The organism is Actinomadura kijaniata NBRC 14229, from assembly GCF_001552175.1.
GTDB classification, from domain to species: domain Bacteria; phylum Actinomycetota; class Actinomycetes; order Streptosporangiales; family Streptosporangiaceae; genus Spirillospora; species Spirillospora kijaniata.
This window is the reverse complement of the sequence record NZ_BCQR01000004.1, coordinates 1-23,470: the sequence shown is the minus strand read 5'-3', so window position 1 is coordinate 23,470 and position 23,470 is coordinate 1. Positions and strand designations below refer to the sequence as shown.

At 73.6% G+C, this 23,470-nt stretch carries 20 protein-coding genes and 1 riboswitch; of the genes, 13 read left to right on the top strand and 7 right to left on the bottom strand.

Annotated elements, in window-relative coordinates:
* Nucleotides 1-81: 81 nt before the first annotated feature.
* The 11 genes from AKI01S_RS01280 (at nucleotide 82) to AKI01S_RS01230 (ending at nucleotide 9,829) form a co-directional block, all read left to right on the top strand.
* A complete protein-coding gene (locus tag AKI01S_RS01280) occupies nucleotides 82-1,032 on the top strand; it encodes a phosphatase PAP2 family protein (protein ID WP_067811332.1) in 951 nt (316 codons plus the stop codon).
* 30 nt (nucleotides 1,033-1,062) lie between these two features.
* Complete coding sequence (gene rpe, locus AKI01S_RS01275; RefSeq protein ID WP_067811330.1) at nucleotides 1,063-1,743, top strand: ribulose-phosphate 3-epimerase; 681 nt, start codon at nucleotides 1,063-1,065, stop codon at nucleotides 1,741-1,743.
* Nucleotides 1,744-1,801: 58 nt separating this feature from the next.
* On the top strand, nucleotides 1,802-2,452 hold the full coding sequence (locus AKI01S_RS01270) for an HAD-IA family hydrolase (protein ID WP_067811327.1): 651 nt from the start codon (nucleotides 1,802-1,804) through the stop codon (nucleotides 2,450-2,452).
* A gap of 93 nt (nucleotides 2,453-2,545) precedes the next feature.
* Nucleotides 2,546-2,676, top strand: a riboswitch (FMN riboswitch).
* Nucleotides 2,677-2,773: 97 nt separating this feature from the next.
* On the top strand, nucleotides 2,774-3,367 hold the full coding sequence (locus AKI01S_RS01265; RefSeq protein ID WP_067811564.1) for a riboflavin synthase: 594 nt from the start codon (nucleotides 2,774-2,776) through the stop codon (nucleotides 3,365-3,367).
* Nucleotides 3,364-4,017 carry a nicotinamide riboside transporter PnuC gene (gene pnuC, locus AKI01S_RS01260; protein WP_067811325.1) on the top strand — a complete coding sequence of 218 codons (654 nt, stop codon included), beginning with the start codon at nucleotides 3,364-3,366 and terminating at the stop codon, nucleotides 4,015-4,017. Before AKI01S_RS01265 ends, pnuC begins: the two co-directional genes overlap by 4 nt.
* Nucleotides 4,014-5,243, top strand: a complete 1,230-nt coding sequence (locus AKI01S_RS01255; protein WP_067811322.1) for a bifunctional 3,4-dihydroxy-2-butanone-4-phosphate synthase/GTP cyclohydrolase II — start codon at nucleotides 4,014-4,016, stop codon at nucleotides 5,241-5,243. Before pnuC ends, AKI01S_RS01255 begins: the two co-directional genes overlap by 4 nt.
* A gap of 347 nt (nucleotides 5,244-5,590) precedes the next feature.
* On the top strand, nucleotides 5,591-6,103 hold the full coding sequence (gene ribH, locus AKI01S_RS01250) for a 6,7-dimethyl-8-ribityllumazine synthase (RefSeq protein WP_067811563.1): 513 nt from the start codon (nucleotides 5,591-5,593) through the stop codon (nucleotides 6,101-6,103).
* 46 nt (nucleotides 6,104-6,149) lie between these two features.
* On the top strand, nucleotides 6,150-7,025 hold the full coding sequence (gene hisG, locus AKI01S_RS01245) for an ATP phosphoribosyltransferase (RefSeq protein ID WP_067811319.1): 876 nt from the start codon (nucleotides 6,150-6,152) through the stop codon (nucleotides 7,023-7,025).
* On the top strand, nucleotides 7,018-7,464 hold the full coding sequence (locus AKI01S_RS01240) for a PH domain-containing protein (protein ID WP_067811317.1): 447 nt from the start codon (nucleotides 7,018-7,020) through the stop codon (nucleotides 7,462-7,464). The genes hisG and AKI01S_RS01240 overlap by 8 nt, the downstream gene beginning before the upstream one ends.
* Before the next feature lie 5 nt (nucleotides 7,465-7,469).
* Nucleotides 7,470-8,852, top strand: coding sequence for a tetratricopeptide repeat protein (locus tag AKI01S_RS01235; protein WP_067811314.1), 1,383 nt, complete (start codon nucleotides 7,470-7,472; stop codon nucleotides 8,850-8,852).
* 14 nt (nucleotides 8,853-8,866) lie between these two features.
* Nucleotides 8,867-9,829 carry a carbohydrate kinase family protein gene (locus tag AKI01S_RS01230; protein WP_067811312.1) on the top strand — a complete coding sequence of 321 codons (963 nt, stop codon included), beginning with the start codon at nucleotides 8,867-8,869 and terminating at the stop codon, nucleotides 9,827-9,829.
* An 84-nt stretch (nucleotides 9,830-9,913) separates the two neighbouring features.
* On the opposite strand, the gene AKI01S_RS01225 is transcribed toward AKI01S_RS01230, so the two are convergent.
* The 4 genes from AKI01S_RS01225 to AKI01S_RS01210 form a co-directional block, all read right to left on the bottom strand.
* The gene (locus AKI01S_RS01225) at nucleotides 9,914-10,738 is read right to left on the bottom strand and encodes a TylF/MycF/NovP-related O-methyltransferase (RefSeq protein WP_067811309.1); all 825 of its coding nucleotides are present in this window, start codon (nucleotides 10,736-10,738) and stop codon (nucleotides 9,914-9,916) included.
* 123 nt (nucleotides 10,739-10,861) lie between these two features.
* The gene (locus tag AKI01S_RS01220) at nucleotides 10,862-11,842 is read right to left on the bottom strand and encodes an aldo/keto reductase (RefSeq protein WP_067811307.1); all 981 of its coding nucleotides are present in this window, start codon (nucleotides 11,840-11,842) and stop codon (nucleotides 10,862-10,864) included.
* 140 nt (nucleotides 11,843-11,982) lie between these two features.
* A complete protein-coding gene (locus tag AKI01S_RS01215; protein WP_067811304.1) occupies nucleotides 11,983-13,161 on the bottom strand; it encodes a cytochrome P450 in 1,179 nt (392 codons plus the stop codon).
* Nucleotides 13,162-13,226: 65 nt separating this feature from the next.
* Nucleotides 13,227-14,513 (bottom strand): nucleotide disphospho-sugar-binding domain-containing protein, encoded by a 1,287-nt coding sequence (locus AKI01S_RS01210; protein WP_083998723.1) that lies wholly within the window; start codon nucleotides 14,511-14,513, stop codon nucleotides 13,227-13,229.
* A 216-nt stretch (nucleotides 14,514-14,729) separates the two neighbouring features.
* Between AKI01S_RS01210 and AKI01S_RS01205 the strand changes: the two genes are divergently transcribed.
* Nucleotides 14,730-16,271, top strand: a complete 1,542-nt coding sequence (locus AKI01S_RS01205; protein WP_067811301.1) for an MDR family MFS transporter — start codon at nucleotides 14,730-14,732, stop codon at nucleotides 16,269-16,271.
* A 64-nt stretch (nucleotides 16,272-16,335) separates the two neighbouring features.
* Here AKI01S_RS01205 and groES read toward each other — a convergent pair whose 3' ends face one another.
* Both groES and groL read right to left on the bottom strand, forming a co-directional pair.
* Nucleotides 16,336-16,647, bottom strand: coding sequence for a co-chaperone GroES (groES, locus tag AKI01S_RS01200; RefSeq protein WP_067811299.1), 312 nt, complete (start codon nucleotides 16,645-16,647; stop codon nucleotides 16,336-16,338).
* 149 nt (nucleotides 16,648-16,796) lie between these two features.
* Nucleotides 16,797-18,425, bottom strand: a complete 1,629-nt coding sequence (gene groL, locus AKI01S_RS01195; RefSeq protein WP_067811295.1) for a chaperonin GroEL — start codon at nucleotides 18,423-18,425, stop codon at nucleotides 16,797-16,799.
* Between the two features lie 346 nt (nucleotides 18,426-18,771).
* On the opposite strand from groL, the gene AKI01S_RS01190 reads away from it, so the two are divergent.
* Nucleotides 18,772-19,389 (top strand): TetR/AcrR family transcriptional regulator, encoded by a 618-nt coding sequence (locus AKI01S_RS01190; protein ID WP_067811292.1) that lies wholly within the window; start codon nucleotides 18,772-18,774, stop codon nucleotides 19,387-19,389.
* 62 nt (nucleotides 19,390-19,451) lie between these two features.
* Here the strand turns inward: AKI01S_RS01190 and AKI01S_RS01185 are convergent.
* Nucleotides 19,452-23,470 (bottom strand): type I polyketide synthase (locus AKI01S_RS01185; protein ID WP_157419579.1); only part of this gene is annotated, 4,019 nt, incomplete at its 5' end.

The window sequence follows — 23,470 nt, the reverse complement described above, 5'->3', positions numbered from 1 at the left end:
CGTGTCGGCCGGACGTTCACCTGATGTCCACCGACCGGGGTCGAGACGACGCCGGGAGCCCGAACACGCCGGGGGAGATCTGTGCTCACCGAGTTCATGCACGTCATGTCGTTCATCGGGAGCGCGGCGTTCTACCTGCCGCTCCTGGTGGTCGTCTACTGGTGCGTGGACCCCCGCACGGGCGCGCGGGCGGCGGTGCTGCTGACGGTGAACGCGACCGTCAACACCGTCGCCAAGCTGTGGTTCCACGACCCCCGGCCGTTCTGGACCGACCCGGGGGTCACCGGGCACGAGGGGCGCGACTCGTTCGGGATGCCGTCCGGGCACGCCCAGAACGCCGTGGTGGCCTGGGGGTTCCTGGGCAGCCGGTCCCGCCGCCGCGCCGTGTGGGCGGGCGCCGTCGTGATCATCGTGCTGATCGGGTACTCCCGGATCCATCTGGGCGTGCACTCGTTCGCGCAGGTCCTCACCGGGTGGGCGGTCGGCGGCCTGGTGCTGGCCGGCGGGCTGTACCTGGAGCCGCGCGTGGCGCCCCGCTGGGCGCGGCAGCCGCTGTGGACCCAGCTCGCGCTGTCCCTGGCGATCGGGCTGCTGTGCCTGGTGGCCGCGTGGGCGGCGCTGCGGTTCGCGCTGGACGGCTGGCGGTGGCCCGCCGAGTGGGTGCGGCGGATCGCCGCGGCGGGCGGCTCGGCCGAGCCGGTCACGCTGGCGGAGGCCGCCGGGGCGGCCGGCGGGCTGGCGGGCATCCTGGCCGGGCTGTCGGTGGCCGCCCGGCGCGGCTGGTGCGACCCCGGCGGCGACCCGTGGCGCAGGCTGGCGCGGATCCCGGTCGGCGCGGCGGGCGCGGCGGGGATCTACTCGGTGGGGCTGTTCCTGGGGGAGCAGCCGGTGCAGGCGTTCTGCGTGCAGGCCGTGCTGGGGCTGTGGGCGGCGGCCGGGGCGCCGGAGGCGTTCGTGCGGCTCGGCCTGGCCACCCGGGGGGCGTGCGCCCCGGCCGGCGCGCCCGCCGACCGGCGGGCGGTGACCAGGTGAGCGGCGGCCCCTCATAGACTCGGGGGCATCATGGCTCCGCAGATCTCTCCCAGCATCCTGTCCGCCGACTTCGCCAACCTGGGCGCCGACGTCGAGCGCATCGCCGACGCCGCCGACTGGGTGCACGTCGACGTGATGGACAACCACTTCGTGCCCAACCTCACCCTCGGCCTGCCGGTGGTGGAGGCGCTGCTGAAGAGCAGCCGCCTGCCCCTGGACTGCCATCTGATGATCGAGGACCCGGACCGGTGGGCCCCGGCCTACGCCGAGGCGGGCGCGGGCAGCGTCACCATCCACGCCGAGGCCGCCAGGGCTCCCGTGCGCACCCTGCGGGCCATCCGCGCCGCCGGGGCCCGCGCGTCGCTCGGCATCAACCCCGGCACCGCCGTGGAGACCTACGCCGACCTGCTCGGCGAGGTGGACATGCTGCTGCTGATGACCGTGGAGCCGGGTTTCGGCGGCCAGAAGTTCCTGGACATGGTGCTGCCGAAGGTCCGCCGCGCCCGGAAGCTGATCCGCGACGCCGACAAGCCGGTGTGGCTCCAGGTGGACGGCGGCGTCAGCGCCGAGACCATCGAGCGCTGCGCCGAGGCGGGCGCGGACGTGTTCGTGGCGGGCAGCGCCGTCTACAACGCCGACGACCCCGCCGAGGCCGTCCGCAAGCTGCGCGCCCAGGCCGAGGCCGCCACCGCGAACGCCGACTGGTCCTGACACGAACCGCGGGGGCGCCCCGGCGGCGCCCCCGGAAGGCGAACGGGAAGCCGACCCCATGACCGACGTTCTCGACCTGCCCTGCGCGGCGGTGCTGTTCGACGTGGACGGCACCCTGGTGGACTCCACCCCGCTGGTGGAGGCCGCCGCGCACGAGTGGGCCGCCGAGTACGGCATCGACCCGGCGCGTTTCCTGGAGGGGGCGCACGGGCGCCGCACCAGCGACCGGATCGCCGAGTTCCTGCCGCCCGACCGGGTCCGGGCCGCCACCGCGCGGCTGGACGAGCTGGAGGCGTCCCGCAGCGACGGCGTCGCCGCGCTGCCGAACGCCGTGGGCCTGCTGGCCTCGCTCGACGGGCTGCCGTGGGCGGTGGTCACCTCCATGGACCGGGGCGCGCTCCTCCAGCGCACGGGCGCGGCGGGCGTTCCGCTGCCGCGGGTGGTCGTGACCGCCGAGGAGGTGGAGCGCGGCAAGCCCGACCCGGCGGGCTACCTGCTGGCCGCCCGCAGGCTCGGCGTGGACCCGGCGCGGTGCGTGGTCGTCGAGGACGCCCCGGCCGGGGTGCGCGCGGGCCGCGCCGCCGGGGCGGCCGTCCTGGCCGTCGCCACCAGCCATCCCGCCGCCGAACTGGCCGAGGCGGACGTGGTCGTGCCCGATCTGACCGCCGTCACGGCCGTCCCGGGCGGGCTGCGCGTCGCCGTCCGGTAAACAAGCGAGCGCTTGGTTGTCCAACTGTGGCCGTGGCGAGTTTCACAGGGTCCCGGGAATGCGCGGCATGGCACACTGGTTGCCTAGCAGTGAAAGCGTGCTCCGGGGTCGGTGAAAGTCCGAACCGGCGGTGACAGTCCGCGACCCGGCCGAAGCCATCGGCCGGTTGACCCGGTGGAATTCCGGGACCGACGGTGAAAGTCCGGATGGGAGGCAGCGCGCAGGACATCCGTGCCCAGGCACGGGTGTCTCCAGCCGTACGTTCCGTCGTACGCAAGCAACCCCCGGAGCCTTCGCCCCAGAGCAATGGAGGCCCGGGAGATGTTCACCGGCATCGTCGAGGAACTCGGCGAGATCGAGGCCGTCGAGTCGCTGGGCGACTCGGCCCGGCTCACGGTCCGCGGACCCCTCGTCACCCAGGACGCCGTCCACGGCGCGTCGATCGCCGTCAACGGAGTCTGCCTCACGGTGGTGGAGGCCATCGACGGTCGGTTCACCGCCGACGTCGTGAAGGAGACCCTCGACAAGAGCAGCCTCGGCGCGCTCGCCGCGGGGTCCAAGGTCAACCTGGAACGACCCGTGCGCCTGGCCGACCGTCTCGGCGGCCACCTGGTGCAGGGCCACGTCGACGGGGTCGGCGAGATCGTCTCCCGCGAGCCCGGCGAACGCTGGGACGTCGTGACGGTCTCCCTGCCCGCCCACCTGGCCCGCTACGTGGTCGACAAGGGCTCCATCACCGTGGACGGCATCAGCCTGACCGTCGTGGAGGCGGGTGACGACTTCTTCACCGTCGCGCTCATCCCCACCACCCTCGCCCTCACCACGCTCGGCCACAAGCGGCCGGGCGACCCCGTGAACCTGGAGGTCGACGTGGTGGCCAAGTACGTCGAGCGCATGATCGGAGCCCGCGCGTGAGCTGGCTGAACGCGAGCTTCACCGTCTTCGGTGAGCACATCCTGTGGACCGACCTGGTCGGCAACGTCCTGTCGCTGGCCGTCGTCTGGCTGGCGATGCGCAAGACCATCTGGACGTGGCCCGTCCAGCTCACCGGCGCGGCGCTGCTGCTGGCCGCCTCGCTGCACGCGGCGGCCCCCGGCAACGCCCTCAAGCAGGTCCTGTTCATCGGCCTGGCCCTGTTCGGCTGGTACTCCTGGACGCGCGGCCGCCGCGCGGACCACGGCCTGGTCGTCCGGCAGGCCACCGCCCGGGAGCGCGCGGTCCTGCTGGCGGCCCTGGTCATCGGCACCGTTCTGGTGGCGCAGCTGTTCATCCACCTGGACTGGCTGAAGATCGCCTGGTCGCCGTGGGCCAACGCCTACATCTTCGTCGGCAGCGCGGTCGCGACGTTCGCGCAGAGCCGCGCCCTGGTCGACTTCTGGATCATCTGGGTGCTGGTCGACCTGGTCGGCGTGCCGCTGGCCCTGAAGTCGGGGCTGTACGTGTCCGCCGCCGTCTACGGCATCTTCTTCGTCATGGTCATGGTCGGGTTCCGCAACTGGCTGCGCGAGTCCCGGCGGCGCGAGGTTCCCACCCCCCAGAACGAGAGCAAGGCGGTGACCGCATGAGCGGCAACGACTCCAACGCAGGGATCTTCGACCCGATCGAGGACGCCGTCGCCGACATCGCGGCGGGCAGGGCCGTCGTGGTGGTCGACGACGAGGACCGCGAGAACGAGGGCGACATCATCTTCGCGGCGGCCAAGGCGACGCCGGAGCTGCTGACGTTCACCATCCGCCACACCAGCGGCGTGATCTGCGTGCCGATGACCGGCGAGGACCTGGACCGGCTGCACCTGCCGCTGATGACCTCGCAGAACACCGAGCGGATGCGCACCGCCTACACGATCAGCGTGGACGCCCGCGACGGCGTCACCACCGGGATCTCGGCGGCCGACCGCGCGAAGACCATCCGTACCCTGTGCGACACCGCGACCGAGCCGTACGAGCTGGTCCGGCCCGGCCACATCTTCCCGCTGCGCTACCGCGAGGGCGGCGTGCTGCGCCGCCGCGGCCACACCGAGGCCGCCGTGGACCTGGCCCGCCTGGCGGGGCTGCGCCCGGCGGGCGTGCTCGCCGAGATCGTCAACGACGACGGCACCATGGCCCGCCTGCCCGAGCTCCAGGTGTTCGCCAAGGAGCACGGCCTGAAGCTGATCTCCATCGAGCAGCTGGTGGAGTACCGCAAGCGCACCGAGACGATGGTCACCCGCGAGGTCGAGACCCGCGTGCCGAACCGGTTCGGCATGTGGCGGGCCGTCGGGTTCGCCAGCGCCATCGACGGCGGCGAGCACGTCGCGCTCGTCTACGGCGACCTCGGCGACGGCGAGGACGTGCTGGTCCGCGCCCACTCCGAATGTCTGACCGGCGACGTGCTGCACTCCGAGCGCTGCGACTGCGGCCCCCAGCTCGACGCCGCCATGGAGCGCATCAGCGCCGAGGGCCGGGGCGTCGTGCTGTACCTGCGCGGTCACGAGGGCCGCGGCATCGGCCTGCTGGCCAAGCTGAAGGCCTATGCCCTTCAGGACAACGGCTCCGACACCGTCGACGCCAACCTGGAGCTCGGGCTGCCCGCCGACGCGCGCGAATACTCCAACGCTGCCCACATGCTGCGTGACCTGGGGGTACGCTCGATCCGGGTGCTGACCAACAACCCGGCCAAGCTCGCCGGGCTGGACGGGTTCGGCATCGGGGTGCTGGGCCGCGAGGCGATGCCCGTGGTGGTCACCGAGCACAACCGCCGTTACCTGACGGTCAAGCGCGACCGTCTCGGCCACGCGATCGGGGAGATCTGAGATGAGCGCGCTGGAGGGGCGCGGCGTCGTCTGGACTGACCCGCGAGCGCAGCGAGCCGATGGGCACTGCGTCCGCGCGGAGCGAGTGCAGCGAGCGAAGCGGGAGCGGAGCGACCAGAGCGACGAGGGAAGACGGCGCCTTGAGGCGCCCCGGAAGTGCGCGGGAGGCACGCGATGAGCGCGTTGGAGGGGCGCGGCGTCGTCTGGACTGACCCGCGAGCGCAGCGAGCCGATGGGCACTGCGTCCGCGCGGAGCGAGTGCAGCGAGCGAAGCGGGAGCGAAGCGACCAGAGCGACGAGGGAAGACGGCGCCTTGAGGCGCCCCGGAAATGCGCGGGAGGCACGAGATGAGCGGAGCGGGGCGTCCCGAGGACGGCGCCGTCGAAGCGTCCGGGCTCACGCTGGGCATCGTCTGCACCCGCTGGCACGCGCCGATCACCGACCGCCTGCTGGAGCGCGCGGCCGACGCCGCCAAGGCGTGCGGGGTCGCCGAGCCGGTCGTGGTCCGCGTCGCCGGGGCGCTGGAGCTCCCGGTGGTCGCGCAGCAGCTCGCCCGGGACCTGGACGCGGTGGTGGTGCTCGGCGCGGTCATCCGCGGCGAGACCGCCCATTTCGACTACGTGTGCGACTCGGTGACCTCCGGTGTGACCCGCGTCGCGCTCGACGAGTCCACTCCGGTGGGCAACGGCGTGCTCACATGTGACACCATGGAACAGGCGCTCGACCGCGCCGGACTGCCGGACAGTCACGAGGACAAGGGATGGGAGGCGACTGTGGCCGCACTCGACACGGCACTGACCCTGCGAGGGCTGCGGCATCACGGTCACGCCGGGCATGGCGCGGAGCATCTGAGCTCCTGATCGTCCCGGACGTTCCCGACAATCCCACCCACGGAAGGGTTTCACCGTGCTGTCTCTCGTCCTGCCCAAGGGGTCCCTGGAGAAGGCGACCATGACGCTGTTCGACGCGGCCGACCTGACGGTCCGCCGCTCCTCGGACCGCGACTACCGCGCCCAGATCGACGACCCGCGCATCGACCGGGTCCGGGTGCTGCGCCCCCAGGAGATCCCCACCTACCTGGAACAGGGCCTGTTCGACCTCGGCATCACCGGCCGGGACTGGATCACCGAGACCGACGCCGACGTCGTCAGCCTCGGTGAGCTGAAGTACTCCAAGGCGACCGACAACCCGGTCCGCGTGATCATGGCGGTGCCCAACGACGCCCCCTGGCAGAAGGTCTCCGACCTGCCCGAGGGCGTGCGGATCTCCACCGAGTTCCCCGCCATGACCAAGCGGTTCCTGGAGCGGCACGGCGTCAAGGCCAAGGTCGTCCCGTCCTACGGCGCGACCGAGGCGAAGGTCCCCGACATCGTCGACGTGATCGTGGACCTGACCGAGACCGGCTCGTCGCTGCGCAAGAACGGCCTGCGCATCCTGGACACGCTGCTGACCAGCTACACCGAGCTGGTGGCGAACCGGGAGGCCTACGAGGACCCCGAGAAGCGCGCCGCGATGGAGGACGTCGCGCTGCTGCTCCAGGGGGCGATCCGGGCCCGGGGCAACGTGCTGCTGAAGCTGAACGTCGCCGCCGCGAACCTCCAGGCCGTGCTGGACATCATGCCGTCGATGTCCTCGCCCACGGTCACCTCGCTGGCCGGCGGCGACAGCAGCGCGGTGGAGAGCGTGGTCGCCAAGCGCGGCGTCAACACCCTCATCCCGGCGCTGAAGGCCGCGGGCGCCCACGACATCCTCGAGATCCCGATTTCCAAGATCGTTGACTGAGATCCCGGCCCTGCCGACGGTGTGGCGTCCGCGCACCACACGCGTCGTGGCCTACGCGACGGCGGGCGTGATCATGCTGGGCATGATCGTGCTCGCCGTCGTGGTGGCGCCCCAGTTCAAGCTGTTCGACCGCGTCCTGATCGTGCTGTCCGGGGCGTTCATCGCCTGGATCCTGCACATGCTGGCGCGCTGCCGCGTGGTGGCCGACGAGACCGGGCTGACCGTGGTCAACGCGTTCCGCACCCGCCGCCTGGAGTGGGCCGAGGTCCTGGACGCCGACATGGCCGTCGGCGAGCCGTGGCCCACCCTGGACCTGGCCGACGGCACCTCCGTCGGCGCCATGGGCATCAACGGCACCGAGAAGGACCTGTCCGCCCGGCAGCTCGCCGAACTGAGGTCCCTGCTCCGGGAACGCGGCGAGGCCTCCGACCCGTCCTAGTCGCCATGGTGCCGGAAGCGAACGAGCTGTACGAGGCGGGTGTGGCGGCGATCCGCCAGGGTGACGACGCGCGGGCGGAGGAACTGTTCCGCCGCGCCGCCGCGACGGGCCACGCCGGGAGCGCCCTCGAACTCGGCCTGGCGGCCGAGCGCCGGGGCGAGCCGGAGGAGGCCGAACGCCGGTACCGCGAGGCCGCCGACGGCGGCGACCCCGGCGGCGTGCTGAACCTGGCGGTCCTGGTCGAGAAACGCGACGTCCCCGCCGCGATGGAGCTGTACCGGCGCGCCTGGGAGCTGGGCTCGCACGCGGCGGCGTTCAACCTGGGGCGGCTGTACGACGACGACGGGCGCGGCGACCTGGAACAGGCCGCGACCTGGTACGGCCGCGCGGCCGAGCGCGGCAACGCGGGCGCGGCGTTCAACCTGGGCTTCGTGTGCGCGGACCGGGGCGACACCGGCGGGATGCTGGCGTCCTGGCGGCGCGCGGCCGAACTCGGGCACCCCCGGGCCGCGGGGGCCCTGGGCGACCACCACGCGAACGGCGGGGACCTGGACACCGCCGTGACCTGGTTCCGCCGCGCGGTGTACGAGGCCGGTGACGAGGCCGCCGCGCGCCGGCTCGACGAGCTGTACCGCGCCCACGGCGACGAACGCCGGGCCGCGTACTGGCGGGACTTCCTGGCCGGGCCGGGCGCGCACAGCCCGGAGTTCGAGGCGCTGGCGAGCTGGGTGGCGGCCGCCGCGTTCGACCGGCAGGAGCAGGTCAACGACCTGCTCACCGGCGGCCTGGCGATCGACCTGGACGCGCGGACCCTCACCTGCGACGGCCGCGCCTACGGCGGCGTGACGCTGCTGGGCAGCTTCTCCCACCTCAGCCGCACGTGGCTGTGGTCGTGGGCGAACGAGGCGTTCGCCGCCGGCCATCCCGCCGTCGTCCCGCTGCGCGCCGTCCGCGAGCACGGCGAGGAGCACGGCATCGCCGAGCTGGCCGCCGGGCACCAGGACCTGTCCGGCTTCCCCGACCCGCACCAGGCCGCGACCAGCATCGCGATCACCTCCGGGATGCTGCTCGGCGGCAACGGCGTGGTCAGCTACGGCATCAACGACGGGCGGGGCACGGCCTACGTCCACCTCGACGACCCCGCGCTGCCCGCCGCCGCGTTCGACCGGCTCCGCGCGCCGCGCCTGCTGATGACCGCCGCCGGCCTCTTCCCCGGCGAGGCGCGCCGGGTCGTGCGCGGCTTCCTGTCCCACCACGGGTTCCGGATCAGGGAGTCGGCCGAGGTGATCGACGGCCGGTCCGGCGCGGGCGACCAGGTGACGGTCGGGTTCACCGGCGATGGCCTGATCAAGGCCATGACCGTGGGCCGCGAACCCGCGGGCGGCTGAGTACAGTGCGGCGGATGGACCCGCAGCCCCTCACGGTGATCGGCGAGACCGTCGCCGACGCGTTCCTGCCCGACCGCGGCCTCGACCCGCCGCTGCGCCTGGAGGTCCGGCCCGGCGGCGGCCCCGCCAACACCGCCGTCGCGCTGGCCCGCCTCGGCACCCCGACGCGCTTCCTGGGGCGGCTGAGCACCGGGGCGTTCGGGCGGCTGCTGCGCCGCCACCTGGCGGAGTCGGACGTGGACGTGTCGGGCTGCGTGGCCGCGCCGCAGGAGGCGACCCTCGCCGTCGCGACGGTGGGCGAGGACGGGCAGGCCGAGTACGACTTCTACGCGCGCGGCACGGCGGACTGGCAGTGGACCCGCGAGGAGCTGGCCGCGCGCGTCCCGGACGGGGCGGCCGTGCACACGGGCTCCCTGGCGCTGGCGACCGACCCCGGCGGCCCGCTCATCGAGGAGGTCCTGGAACGGGTGCGCCCCCACGCGACGGTCTCCATCGACCCGAACGTGCGTCCCGGCATCATCGCCCCGGCCGTCTACCGCGAACGCCTGCCGCGCTGGGCGCGGCTGGCGGACGTGATCCGCCTCAGCGAGGACGACCTGGACGCCCTCGGCCTGTCCCTCGCGGAGGTCTGCGACACCTGGCACGCCTCGGGGGTGCGCCTGATCGTGGTGACGCGCGGCGCGGACGGCGCGGTGGCGTCCCTGTCCGGCGAGCGCGTCGAGGTCCCCGGCGTCCCCACCCGGGTGGCCGACACGGTGGGGGCGGGCGACGCGTTCATGGCGGCCCTGCTGCACTGGCTGAACCGCGGCGCCCTCCTCGGCGGGCGCCTGGAGGCGGTGCGGCCGGAGCAGGTCCGGACGGCCCTGACGTTCGCCGCGCACATCGCCGCCGCGACCGTCGGCGTTCCCGGTGCGGACCCGCCCTGGGCCCGCGACCTGGCGCCGTCCGTCCTCGACCTGCTCGGGCTCCCGGATTAGGTCGGTAGGGCCGGGGGCCGGCCGGGGCGGCACTAACCCCGGCCGGCGTTCGCCGGGACCGGCTGCGAGTCCCGGCGAGCTCGGTCACCCGGCCTTCCGCCACTGCACGCACGTCCAGTCGACGGCCTCGATGGGCTCGTCGATGTTGTGCTTGCGGCGGTAGTCGTCCACGGCCTTGCTGCACATCGTGTAGAAGTAGTCGTCGATGATGCAGTAGCCGCCGACCGACAGCTTCGGGTAGAGCGCTTCGAGCGCCTCGTAGGTGGACTGGTACAGGTCGCCGTCCAGGCGGAGGATCGCCAGCCTGTCGATCGGCGCCGACGGCAGGGTGTGCTCGAAGAACCCGGTCAGGAACTCCACCCGCTCGTCGAGCAGTCCGTACCGGGCGAAACGCTCCTTCACCTCCTCGAAGGTGACCTTGAGCGAGACGCCGAGCGTGCCGATGATGTCCTGGCTGCGTCCCTGCCACGGGTCCGACGGGTACTTGTCGGTCGGCGGCGGGAACCCGTCGAAGGAGTCGGCGACCCAGACCTTGCGGGTGCGGTCCCCGTACGCCGTGAGCGCGGCGCGCATGAGGATGCACGAGCCGCCGCGCCAGACGCCCGTCTCGATGAAGTCGCCCGGAACGCCCTCCCGGATGACCGTCGCGGCGGCGTGGTGGATGTTGTCCAGCCGTTCCTGGCTGACCATGGTGTCCGCGCCCGGCGACGGCATGATCCCCTTGCTCAGCAGGGTGCTCATGCGCGCGTCGACGGGATCCGAGTCGGGCGAGTAGGGAAAGGCGGCGCCGTCGTGGAAACGCAGCAGGCATTTCTTCAGAAGGCCGAGATAGGCATCGGCCAGCTCCGTCGGGTTCGAGATCTCCGGAGCCGGTTTCTTCCGCTCGTCCGGGGTGTCCTTGGTCGCCATCGTCGTCCTTTCGGATCCGTCGCCGGATGTCATGGCATCACGTATGCCTGAAGCCCCTCTAAAACGTGGACGGAACGGTTTCCCCGGCGCGGGTGGCCCCACCGGGCCGCCCGCGCCACGGGCTCAGAAATGCGTGGGCAGGCGCGGGGCGTAGGGGGATTCGAGCGCGGAGACCTCCTCGTCGGTGAGCCGGATCTCCAGGGCCGCGGCGGCGTCGGCCAGGTGGTGCGGCTTGGTGGCGCCGACGATCGGGGCGGTCACGACCGGGTTCCTCAGCACCCAGGCCATGGCCACCGTCGCCATCGAGACGCCCCTCTCCTCGGCGATCCGCTGCACCGCCTGCACGATCGCCTTGTCGCTGTCGAGGAACAGCGGCCGGCCCCACGGATCGGTGGGCGGGCTGACCTCGGCGCGGGCCGTGCCGCCCTCGCCCCACGGGCGGGCGAGCCGTCCCCCGGCCAGCGGACTCCACGGCAGGCTGCCCACGCCCTGGTCGGCGAGCAGGCCGAACATCTCCCGCTCCTCCTCGCGCTGGAGCAGGCTGTACTGGTCCTGCATGGAGACGAACCGGGTCCACCCGTTCGCCTGCGCGGCGTGCTGCATCTTGGCGAACTGCCAGGCCCACATCGACGACGCGCCGATGTAGCGGACCTTGCCCGCCTTGATGACGTCATGCAGCGCCTCCATCGTCTCCTCCACCGGTGTCTCGGGGTCGAACCGGTGGATCTGGTAGAGGTCGACGTGGTCGGTGCCGAGCCGGGTCAGCGAGGCGTCGAGCTGCTCGATGATCGCCTTGCGGGACAGCCCGGGACGGGAGGGGCCCTGCCGCATCGGGAAGAGCACCTTGGTCGCCAGGACGATCTCCTCGCGGCTGGCGTACTTCCGCAACGCGCGCCCGACGATCTCCTCCGAGGTGCCCATCCCGTAGATGTTGGCGGTGTCCCAGAAGGTGATGCCCAGCTCGACCGCCTGCCGGAACAGCGGCTCGGCCGCCTCGTCGTCGAGCACCCACGGGCTCAGCGGAGAGGGGGTGCCGAAGCTCATGCAGCCGAGCGCGAGCCGGCTCACCTTCAGACCGGCCGATCCCAGTCGGATGTACTCCATTTTCTTTTCTCTTTCTTCGTGACGCCGTCAGGTGGCTTCCGGCGGATGGCCGGTTGTGCGTTCCCAGAAAATCACAGGGTCGTTCGGAACGCGTGCGGTTCGCGTTTTTCTCATCACCGTCCGGGAACTTCGCATTTCCTTCACGAGCGGCGCGCGAAGACCGTCATCTTCCTGGTTCCGAAATACTCGGACTCATTGTGGACCGGCTCCCCGACGACCCGCAGCTCGGCGAATTCGTCGAACAGCAGGTCGAGCATGATCTGGGTCTCCGCCCGGGCCAGCGGGGCGCCGAGGCAGAAGTGGATGCCGTGGCCGAACCCGATGTGCCGGTTGGGATGCCGGTCGATGTCGAACCGCTCCGGGTCCGGGAACTGCCGCTCGTCGTGGTTGGCCGAGAGCGTCGAGGCCACGACGAGCCGCTGGGCCGGGATCACGCCTCCCGCGATCGCCACGTCCTGCGTGCTGACCCGGACGACGCGGGGGAACGGCGGCCGCTGCCGGACGACCTCCTCCAGCGCGGCGGGCACCAGGGAACGGTCCGCGCGCGTCCGCGCCTCGGCCTCGGGGTTGTCCCGCAGGCACAGCAGGGCGTTCCCGAGCACCATCGTGGTGGTGATGTGACCGGCGGTGAGCAGCAGCCCGGCGATGGTGGCGACCTGCACGTCGCTCAGCCGCTGACCGTCGAGCTCGGCGGCGGTGAGCGCCGCGATCAGGCCGTCGGACCGGCTTCCGCGCTGCCGCCCGGCCTCGGCGGTGAGGTACTCCCGGAGCTCCCTGTTCGCCTCCGCGATGGCCGCGCTGCCCGCCTCCGCCGACCCGGCGTCGCCGACGCCCAGCAGCCGGTCGGCGCAGTCCCGGAAGAACGCGCGGTCGGCCGGGGGCAGGCCGAGCAGCTCGGCGACGACGATCACCGGCAGCGGGTACGCCACCCGCTCGACGAAGTCGAACTCGCCGTCCGGCACGGCGGCCAGCAGGCCCGCGGCGATCTCGGTGATCCGCGGCCGCAGGCCGACCACCGTCTTCGGGGCGAACGCCTGGCTGACGAGCTGCCGCAGCCGCCGGTGGTCCGGGGGGTCCAGCCAGGGCAGGTTGGCGCTGATCTGCTCGGGGTCGTGGCCGGGCAGGATCCGGCCGATGTTGGAGGAGAACCGCGCGGGGTCGGACATCACCGCCTGCACGTCGGCGTACCGGAAGACGTGGTGCATGTTGGCGGCGTCCACCCAGAGCGGCTGCTCGTCACGCATCCGCCGCATCCAGGCCAGCGTCTCGGCGCCGCCGTCGGCGAGCGACGGCATCTGGGCGAAGGTCTCGGCGGCCATCCTGCCTCCTGTGATCAACGAGGGTGGGCTACCGGCGCGGGACCGCGCGGCCCCGGCCGGTGCGGTCACGCGCGGGCGCCGGGGCGCCGGGCGACCAGGTCCTCCAGCGCGCCCACCACGGCGGCGGGCGACGGGGTCGCGGCGATCTCGTCGGCCAGCTTCAGCGCCGCGTTCCGGACCGCGTCGTCGGTGAGCGTCCGCGTCACCGCCGCGCCGATCGCCTCCCGGGTCGCGTCGTCGGCGTCCAGGGTGACGGCCGCCCCGCCGCGGCCGAAGCTGGCGGCGACGATCGGGGTGTCCGCGGTGCGCGGCATGATCACCTGGGGCACGCCGTGCGCCGCCGCGGTGAGGACCGAGCCCGCGCCGCCCTGGTCCACGATCGCGTCGCAGGTGGGCATGAGCAGGTGGAGCGGCACGCTGTCGGCGACCCGCGCGTTGCCGGGGATCCAGTCGAGCCTCGTCCGCTCGGCGGCGGTCACCGCCAGGACGATCTCGACGTCGAGTTCGGCGAGCGCTTCCAGGACGCGGGGGAGGACGAAGGTGTCGTCACCGCCGAGCACGGCGGTCGTGGTCCCCCAGGTGACGCACACGCGCGGCCGGCCGGGCCGGTCGAGCACCCAGTCCGGCGCGGCCGCCGATCCGTTGTAGGGGACGAAGCGCACGGGGACGCGGCCGGCGACGCCGGGCAGCTGGAGGCTGGTCGGCCAGGGGTCGATCGCGCCCACCGGATGGTCGTCGCGGACCTCGACGCCGAAGCGGTCGTACAGGGCGACGAGTTCCGCCGGCCACCGCTCCCGCGCGCCGCCGTCGTCCGGCTGGCCCTGCAGGGGGCAGAACCGCCCCCAGATGTCGGGCCCGACCAGGTGGCGCAGCAGCGGGACGCCGAGTGCCGCCGACACCAGCGGGGCGGCGAACAGCAGCGGATCGGAGATCACCAGGTCCGGCCGCCAGCGTTCGGCGAACCGCATCAGGTCGTCCGCGACCGCGGCGGACGCCGCGACGTGCGGGGCGAGCAGCCGGTCGTGGGCCCTGCGCCTCTCGTCGGCGGGCAGCCCGGCGGACGCGGAGCCGGGTTCCGGCGGGGAGTCGGCCAGCTCCGTCCGCTTCCAGTCCGCGGCGGGGGACTCGACGACCTGCCGGCCGCCGCGCGCCCGCAGGATGCCGTCCAGCAGGTCGTAGCCGTGGCCGACCTCGACCGCGATCAGCCCGATGCCGGTGGTCGTCGGGGTGAGCTCCGGCTGGGCGGCGATGCGCACCTCGTGTCCGGCCGCCCGGCACGCCCAGGCCAACGGCACCGCGTGGAACAGGGTGGTCGGGAAGGGGGGCACGGTGAACAGGATTCGCAACAGCATGCCTTTCCGGTGTGGCCGGCTCCGCCGCGACAGCGGACCGGGTCCAGCAAAGCCCGTCCCGCTAAAAGTCGTCTGAAGCATGGCAGGGGCTCTGCATGACTCGCAACCTTCTGCAGATTACGCACCTGCTTGCGTGACACGCAACGCTATGCCAGCCTGAGGGCCATGCCTGGCGCGCCGCGTCGCGCGCGACCTCCTGAACCCCGAAGGACTCTGATGGCGCAGGCGAAGTTGGACGACTCTCCGGCGGGCGACGGCCAGCGTCTCTCGCCGGAGCTGCTGAAGGTCACCGGCGTGGTGCTGCTCGGCATGCTGCTGATGCAGCTCGACGGGACGATGGTCAGCATCGCGCTGGACAAGTTCGTGCGCGAGCTGTCGGTGCCGGTGTCCACGGTGCAGTGGGTGATGACCGCCTACCTGCTCGCGTTGATGGCCGGGATGCCGGTCGCCGGATGGGCGGCCGACCGGTTCGGCACCCGGACGATGTGGAACGTCTCCCTCGCCGCGTTCCTCGTCGGGTCGCTGCTGTGCGGCGTGGCGGACTCGATCTGGACGCTCATCGCGGCGCGGGTGCTGCAGGGCCTCGGCGGCGGCATGATGGTGCCGGTCGGCCAGGCCATGCTCATCCAGCTCAGCGGCGTCGAGCGGCGGGCCCGGCTGGTGTCGCTCATGGCGGTGCCCGCGCTGATCGGCCCCACCCTCGGCCCGGTGCTCGGCGGGGTCATCGTCGACCATCTGAGCTGGCGGTGGATGTTCTTCGTCAACCTTCCGATCGGGCTGGTCGCCTTCCTGGTGGCGAGCCGGGCCATGCCCAACATCAGGGCGCGGAGCGGCGCCGCGCTGGACGTGCTCGGGGTCGCGCTGCTGGTGCCCGGGCTGGTGGCGGTCGTCTACGGCTTCTCCGCGGCCCCCTCCACCGGGTTCGACGGCGCCGGGGCCATCGTGCCGCTCGCGGTGGGGGCGGTCCTGGTCGCCGCGTTCGCGCTGCACGCGTCGCGGCCGAACATCGACGCGCTGGTGTCGATGCGGATGTTCCGGTACCGGGGGTTCGCGACCTCCAGCGCGCTCCTGCTGCTGTCCGGGCTCACCATGGGGGCCGGGTACGTGGATCCGCTGTTCCTCCAGCAGGTCCACGCCGAGAGCGCGTCGGGCACCGGGCTGCTGCTGGTGGCCACGGGCGTCGGATCGGCGCTCGCCTCGCTGGTCATGGGGAAGGCGTTCAACCGGCTCGGGCCGCGCAAGGTCGGCCTCGCGGGCCTCGCCTGCGCCCTTCTCGGCCGCTTCCTGTTCACGCAGTTCGACGCCGGCACCGGCCACCTCGTCATCCTGGTCGCCATGTTCGCGACCGGGGTGGGGCTCGGCATGATGGTGCTGTCCATGACGACCGCGCTCTACATCGGCCTGCCGCCGGACCAGATCGCCCGGGCGGCGAGCGGCTCGCGGATCTTCCAGCAGGTCGGGCTGTCGGCGGGCACCGCGGTGATCGGCGTGGTGCTGCAGTTCCAGCTGGCCGCGCACGGGTCCGCCGGTGGCACGGCCGGGCTCGCCCGCGCCTACGACAACACGTTCTGGTGGAGCGTCGGTTTCCTCGCGCTCGCCGTCGTGCCGACGCTTCTCCTGCCGACGACGGTGCTGGGGGCGAAGACCGGGCCGAAGACAGGGCCGAAGACCGGGCCGGAGCCCGGCAAGGAGTCCGGCAGGGAGCTCGGCAAGGAGCCCGGGCAGGCCGCGGACGTCCCCCGCCCCAGGGAGTCCTGACCGCGTACGACACCGCCCCGGCCCGCCCCGTGAGGGGGCGGGCCGGGGCGGTGTCGTGGTCACGTCACTTCTCGATGACGGCGAGCACGTCACGGGCGGACAGCACGAGGTACTCCTCGCCGCCGTGCCGCACCTCGGTGCCGCCGTACTTGCTGTAGAGAACGGTGTCGCCGACCTTCACGTCGAGCGGGACGCGCTTCGAGCCGCCCTCCTCCCACCGGCCGGGGCCGACGGCGAGGACGGTCCCCTCCTGGGGCTTCTCCTGGGCGGTGTCGGGGATCACCAGCCCCGACGCGGTGACCTGCTCGGGCGTGGACTGCTGGACCACGATGCGGTCTTCGAGCGGCTTGAGCGTGAGCTTGGTGGCGGTCGCCACGATCGGACTCCCTCGGGTCGGCTGTACGTCGGCTTGCGTCGGCTCGGGCCGGGTGGGCAAGGCTGGTCGAACGGGGCCACGGATGCCGGGGCGGCCCCGGCCTCCCGCGGGAAGGCCGGAGCGCGCCCCGGAACACGGGCGGGGGGACGTCAGAAGTCCATGCCGCCCATGTCGCCGCCGCCGCCGGCCGGAGCGGCGTTCTTCTCCGGCTTGTCGGCGATGACGGCCTCGGTGGTGAGGAACAGCGCCGCGATGGAGGCGGCGTTCTGCAGCGCCGAACGCGTCACCTTGGCCGGGTCGATGATGCCCGCCTCGAACATGTCGACGTACTCGCCGGTGGCGGCGTTGAGGCCGTGGCCCGGGGTCAGGTTGCGGACCTTCTCCACCACGACGCCGCCCTCCAGGCCGGCGTTCACGGCGATCTGCTTCAGCGGCTCCTCCAGGGCGCGCTTGACGATGTTGGCGCCGGTGGCCTCGTCGCCCTCCAGGTCGAGCTTCTCGAACGCCCCGTTCGAGGCCTGCAGCAGCGCCACGCCGCCGCCGGGGATGATGCCCTCCTCGACGGCCGCCTTGGCGTTGCGGACGGCGTCCTCGATGCGGTGCTTGCGCTCCTTGAGCTCCACCTCGGTGGCCGCGCCGGCCTTGATGACGGCCACGCCGCCGGCCAGCTTGGCCAGACGCTCCTGGAGCTTCTCGCGGTCGTAGTCGGAGTCGGTGTTCTCGATCTCGGTGCGGATCTGGTTGACCCGGCCCGCGATCTCGTTGGCGTCACCGGCGCCGTCCACGATGGTGGTCTCGTCCTTGGCCACCACGACCTTGCGGGCGTGGCCCAGCATGTCCAGGGTGGTGGACTCCAGCCTCAGCCCGATGTCCTCGGAGACGACCTGGCCGCCGGTCAGGGTGGCGATGTCGCCGAGCATGGCCTTGCGGCGGTCGCCGAAGCCCGGGGCCTTGACGGCCACGGACTTGAACAGGCCCTTGATCCGGTTCACCAGCAGCGTGGCGAGCGCCTCGGAGTCGACGTCCTCGGCGATGATGACCAGCGGCTTGCCGGTCTGCATGACCTGCTCCAGCACCGGGACCAGGTCCTTGTTGGCCGAGACCTTGCTCTGGACGATCAGCAGGTAGGGGTCCTCGAACACGGCCTCCATGCGGTCGCTGTCGGTGATGAAGTAGGGCGAGATGTAGCCCTTGTCGAAGCGCATGCCCTCGGTGAGCTCCAGCTCCAGCCCGAAGGTGTTGCTCTCCTCGACGGTGATGACGCCTTCCTTGCCGACCTTGTCCATCGCCTCGGCGATCATCTCGCCGATCTGGACGTCACCGGCGGAGATGGAGGCGGTGGAGGCGATCTGCTCCTTGGTCTCCACGTCCTTGGCGAGCTTCAGCAGCTCCTGGCTGACCCGTTCGACCGCCGCCTCGATACCGCGCTTGAGGGACATCGGGTTGGCGCCGGCGGCGACGTTGCGCAGGCCCTCGCGGACCAGCGCCTGGGCCAGCACGGTGGCGGTGGTGGTGCCGTCACCGGCGACGTCGTCGGTCTTCTTGGCTACTTCCTTGACCAGCTCGGCGCCGATCTTCTCCCAGGCGTCCTCGAGCTCGATCTCCTTGGCGATGGACACGCCGTCGTTGGTGATGGTGGGGGCGCCCCACTTCTTCTCCAGCACGACGTTGCGGCCCTTGGGGCCAAGGGTGACCTTGACGGCGTCGGCGAGCTGGTTCATGCCGCGCTCGAGACCGCGCCGGGCCTCCTCGTCGAACGCGATCATCTTTGCAGCCATCGCTCCTCCTGCGGTTCTGGGTGGCGTCCCGGGACGGCGCCCGCGACGGACGGCCCGACGGGCCTCGCCGTCCCGGCACGCCACTGTGATTGGCACTCGCCTGGTTCGAGTGCCAGGCGACGGTTCGTACCCTAGCCGAAAGTTGCGCGCCACGCATATAGTGCATGGAGCGTAATCAAAAGAGGTTCGCGGAACGGCCCCCGGCGCACCGGGTGAGCGGGCGCGGACCGCCCCGGGCCGACGTGGAACAATCCAGCGTTGACCTGAGGAGATCCGGAGATCGAGGAGGGGGGTAGGGGACCGGCGGTCGGCTGTCGAGCCTGGACCGGCCGTTCCTCGACCGCACATGTTCGCCGACGAAGTCCACGACATGCGGACGCGCAACAAGCAGGCCACCCGCGAGGCGATCAGCGCCGCGGCGCTGCGGCTGGCGCTGGAGAAGGGCCCCGAGGGGCTGGCTCTGGTGCGGGTCCGTGACATCGCCGAGGCGGCCGGGGTCGCCCCCCGGACCTACAACAACTACTTCTCCAGCCGGGAGGAGGCGATCTGCGCCTTCCAGGCCGACCAGGCCCGGCGGCTGGGCCGCGCGCTGAGCGCCCGGCCCGCCGGGGAGCCGCTGGACGAGGCCGTCGTCGCGGCGGCGATCGAGGTCTTCGCCGATCCCGAGCCGGACCGGGGCGGGCTGAAGATGATCATGTCCACGCCGTCGTTGCAGGGCGAGGCGCTGAAGGCGTTCGCCATGGCCGAGGAGCCGCTGGCCCTCGCGATCGCCGAACGCGTGGGCGATGACGCCGACGAGCTGCGCCCGGCGGTGCTGGCCGCGGCCGTCGCGGGGGCAGTCCGGGTGGCGGGCCGGCACTGGCTCGACAGCACCGACCCGCAGCCCTTCGCCGAGGTGCTGGACGAGGCGCTGCGGCAGGTGCTGCGCCCCGGCACGCTGGCCCCGTCCGCCGACCGGCCCTGACCCGACCGGCCCTGACCCGGCCGGCCCGGCGGTCCTGATCCGCCGGGCCGGCCGGTCGCCGCTCACGCCTGCCGGAGCTCCCGGTCGATGAAGTCCATGAGCTCGTCGGCCGAGGCGCCCTCGATCTCCGCGCCGTCCGCTCCGGCCGTCCCGTCCGTCCGCCCGAGCAGGAGCCGCAACCGCCGGTCGACCGGTTCGCGGGCGGAGCCGTCCGGAAGCGTCGCCAGGGCCGCCTCCAGCTGGTCGAGGCAGGCCAGGACGGTGTCGGCGGGCGACGGCTCGGGCGCGGCGAGAAGGCCCAGGACGTACTCCGACAGTGCCCGCACCGTCGGGTAGTCGAAGACGAGGGTGGCCGGGAGCCGGAGCCCGGTCGCCCCGCCGAGCCGGTTGCGCAGCTCCACCGCGGTGAGCGAGTCGAACCCCAGGTCCTGGAAGGCGCGATCGACGGCGATCCCGGCCGGTGACCCGTGGCCGAGCACGGCGGCGATCTGACCGCGCACCAGGTCCGCCACGATCTCCAGCTGCTCCTCGCGGTCATGCCCGGCGAGCCGTTCGGCGACGGAGCCACCGGCGTCGTCCGCCCGGCGCGGCGGGACCCGCACCAGGCCACGCAGCACCGGCGGCAGGGCGTCGGCGACGACCTGCGCGCGCAGGTGCCGCATGTCGAGTTCGGCGAGCACCGGGACCGCGTGTTCCGCGCCGACGGCGGCGTCGAAGCGGGCGAGCGCGTCGCCGGTGGACAGCGGGACCAGGCCGCGGCGGGCGGTCACCCGGGCCTGGTCCTGCTCCGCCAGCCCCCGGGTCAGCGCGCTCGCCGGCTCCCACGGGCCCCAGGCCATGGACACGGCGGGCAGCCCGAGGGCACGGCGGTGCGCGGCGAGCGCGTCGAGGAACGCGTTGGCGGCGGCGTAGTTGGCCTGGCCGGGGGCGCCGAGGGTCCCGGCGGCGGAGGAGAACAGGACGAACGCCGCCAGGTCGAGCCCCGCGGTGAGCACGTGCAGGTTCCAGGCGGCGTCGGCCTTGGGCCGCAGGACGGTGTCCAGCCGGTCCGGGGTGAGGTTGGGCACCGTCGCGTCGTCCAGCGTCCCGGCGGCGTGCACGACCCCGGTGAGGGGGTGCTCGCCGGGGATCGCGGCGAGCACCCCGGCCAGCGCGTCGCGGTCGGCGGTGTCGCAGGCGGTGACGGTGACCGTCGCGCCGAGCCCGGCCAGCTCGGCCGCCAGGTCCGGCGCGCCGTCCGCCGCCAGTCCCGCGCGGCTGACCAGGACCAGGTGCCGGACGCCGTGGGCGGTGACCAGGTGCCGGGCGACGAGGCCGCCGAGCGTGCCGGTGCCGCCGGTGACCAGCACCGTCCCGTCCGCCCGGAACACCTCCGGGCCCTGCCCGGGATCGCCCGCGGGCCGCCGCGCCAGGCGGGGCAGGCGGACCTTCCCGCCGCGGATCGCCGCCTGCGGTTCGCCGAGCGCGAGCGCGGCGGCGAGCGCGTCCTCGGTGGTCCCGGCGTCGACGTCGACGAGCTGGAAGCGGAACGGGTTCTCCGACTGCGCGCTGCGCACCAGGCCCCACACGGCCGCGGCCGCCAAGTCCGTGACGTCCTCCCGGCCGCCGCCGGGGACAGCGCCGCGCGACACCAGGACCAGGGACGACGCGGCGAACGTCTCGTCGGCCGACCAGCGCTGGACCAGCTCCAGGGCGCGGCGGGTCGCCGCGTGCGCGTCGGCGGCGGGGTCGGCCGTGACCCCGCCGGGGCAGGCCATGACGACGGCCTGCGGCGGGGGAGCGCCGTCGGCGACGGCCGCGCGGAGCGCGTCCAGGTCCTCGTGGCGTTCGGACCGGACGTCCGGGACGCCGGTGTCGCCGACGAACGCCAGCGTCGGGGCGGGGGCCGCGGCCGGTCCGGCCTCGACCCACTCGGTCGTCAGCGCCGCGCCGCGCCCCTGGTCGGCGGTGAGACGACGGGGGTCGAGCGGCCGCAGCCGGAGCGATCCGACGCGTGCGAGGGGCCGCCCCGCGCCGTCGGCCAGGTCCACGGTCAGGCCGTCGCCGTCGGCGGTGGGCCGGAGCCGGGCGCGGAGCGTCCGGCCCGCGGTCGCGGTGAGGGACAGCCCCGTCCAGGAGAACGGCAGCAGCACCGCCGCCTCGGACGGGTCGGTCGCGGGCCGCCGCGCCATCAGGGCGTGCAGGGCGGCGTCCAGCAGGGCCGGATGGACGCCGAACCCCTCGATGCCGACGTCCTCGGGGAGGGTCACCTCGGCGTAGACGTCGTCGCCGTGGAGCCAGGCGGCCCGCAGGCCCTGGAAGACCGGGCCGTAGGTCTGGCCGTTGGTGGTGAACCGGTCGTAGACGGCTCCGGCGTCGACCCGTTCGGCTCCGGCGGGCGGCCACTCGGGCAGCGCGTCCGCGGTCGCCGCGCCCTCCGGGGCCAGCGCGCCGGTGGCGTTCAGGGTCCACTCGGCGTCGTCGTCGGAGTCCGGGCGGGAGTGCACCGTGACGGGGCGCGCGCCGGTCGCCTCGGGCGCCCCCACGACGACCTGGATCCGGACGCCGCCCCGCTCGGGCACCACCAGCGGGGTGAGCAGGGTGAGCTCCTCCACCGCGGCGCAGCCGACCTCGCGGGCGGCGTGCAGCGCCAGTTCGACGAACGCCGTCCCAGGCACCAGCACCACGTCGTTCACCTGGTGGTCGGCGAGCCAGGGATGGGTGCGCAGCGAGATCCGGCCGCTGAGGACCCGCCGGTCGTCCCCGGCGACCGGCAGGCTCGCCGCCGCCAGGGGGTGGCCGGTGTCGGTCAGCCCGGCCGCCGTCACGTCGCCGGTCGCGGCCGCGGGGCTCAGCCAGTACCGGTCGCGCTGGAACGCGTAGGTCGGCAGGTCGACCTTCCCGGTCCCCGGGGTGAGCACCCTCGTCCAGTCCAGCGGGGCCCCGTGGACATGGGCCTCGGCGAAGGCGGTGAGCAGGGCGCGGGCGTCACCCTCGTCGCGCCGCAGCGTGCCGATCGCCGCGGCCCCGGCCCCGGCGCGTTCCAGGGTCTGCCGCACGCCCACCGTCAGGACGGGGTGCGGGGCCGCCTCGACGAACAGGCGGTGACCGGCGTCCAGCAGCGCCTCGGTGGTGATGCCGAACTGGACGGTGTGCCGCAGGTTGCGGTACCAGTACCCGGCGTCCAGCTCGGCGCCGTCCACGATCCCGCCGGTGACGGCGGAGTAGAACGGCACCGTCCCCGCGCGCGGCCGCACCGGGGCGAGGGCCCGCGCCAGCTCGTCGCGGAGCGTCTCGATGTGCGGGGTGTGCGAGGCGTAGTCCACGGCGATCAGCCGGGCGCGGACGCCGTCGGCCTCGCACCGCGCCACGAACGCGCGGACGGCGTCGGCGCCGCCCGCGACCACGGAGCTGTCCGGCCCGTTGATCGCGGCGAGGTGGACGTCGGCGTCCGCCCCGGCCGCCAGCCGTCCGGCGACGGCGTCGGCGGGCAGCGGCACCGAGGCCATCGTCCCGGTCCCGGCGAGCCGGGTCAGGATCCGGCTGCGGAGCGCCACCACCAGGGCGGCGTCCGGGAGCGACAGCGCCCCCGCCACGTACGCGGCGGCGATCTCCCCCTGGGAGTGGCCCGCGACCGCATCCGGGACGACGCCCGCGGCCTTCCAGAGCTCGGCCAGCGACGTCATGACGGCGAACAGCGCGGGCTGGACCACGTCCACGCGGTCCAGGCCCGGCGCGCCGGGCGCGCCGCGCAGCACGTCGAGCAGGGACCAGCCGGTGTGCGGCGCGAGGGCGTCGGTGCAGGCGCGCAGGTGCTCGGCGAACACCGGCGACCGCTCCAGCAGGTCGAGCGCCATGCCCTCCCACTGCGAGCCCTGCCCCGGGAACACCAGGACGGTCCGGACCGGACCGGCGGGGGCCGCGCCCCGCACCACCGCCGGGTGCGGCTCGCCCGCGGCGACGGCCGCGAGCCCGGCGCGGAGCTCGGCGCGGTCGCGGCCGACGACGACGGCGCGGTGGTCGAACGTCGAACGCGTCGTGGCGAGCGCCCAGGCCACCTCGGTGGGGGAGGGCAGGTCGTCGGCGCGCTCGGCGAGGCGGG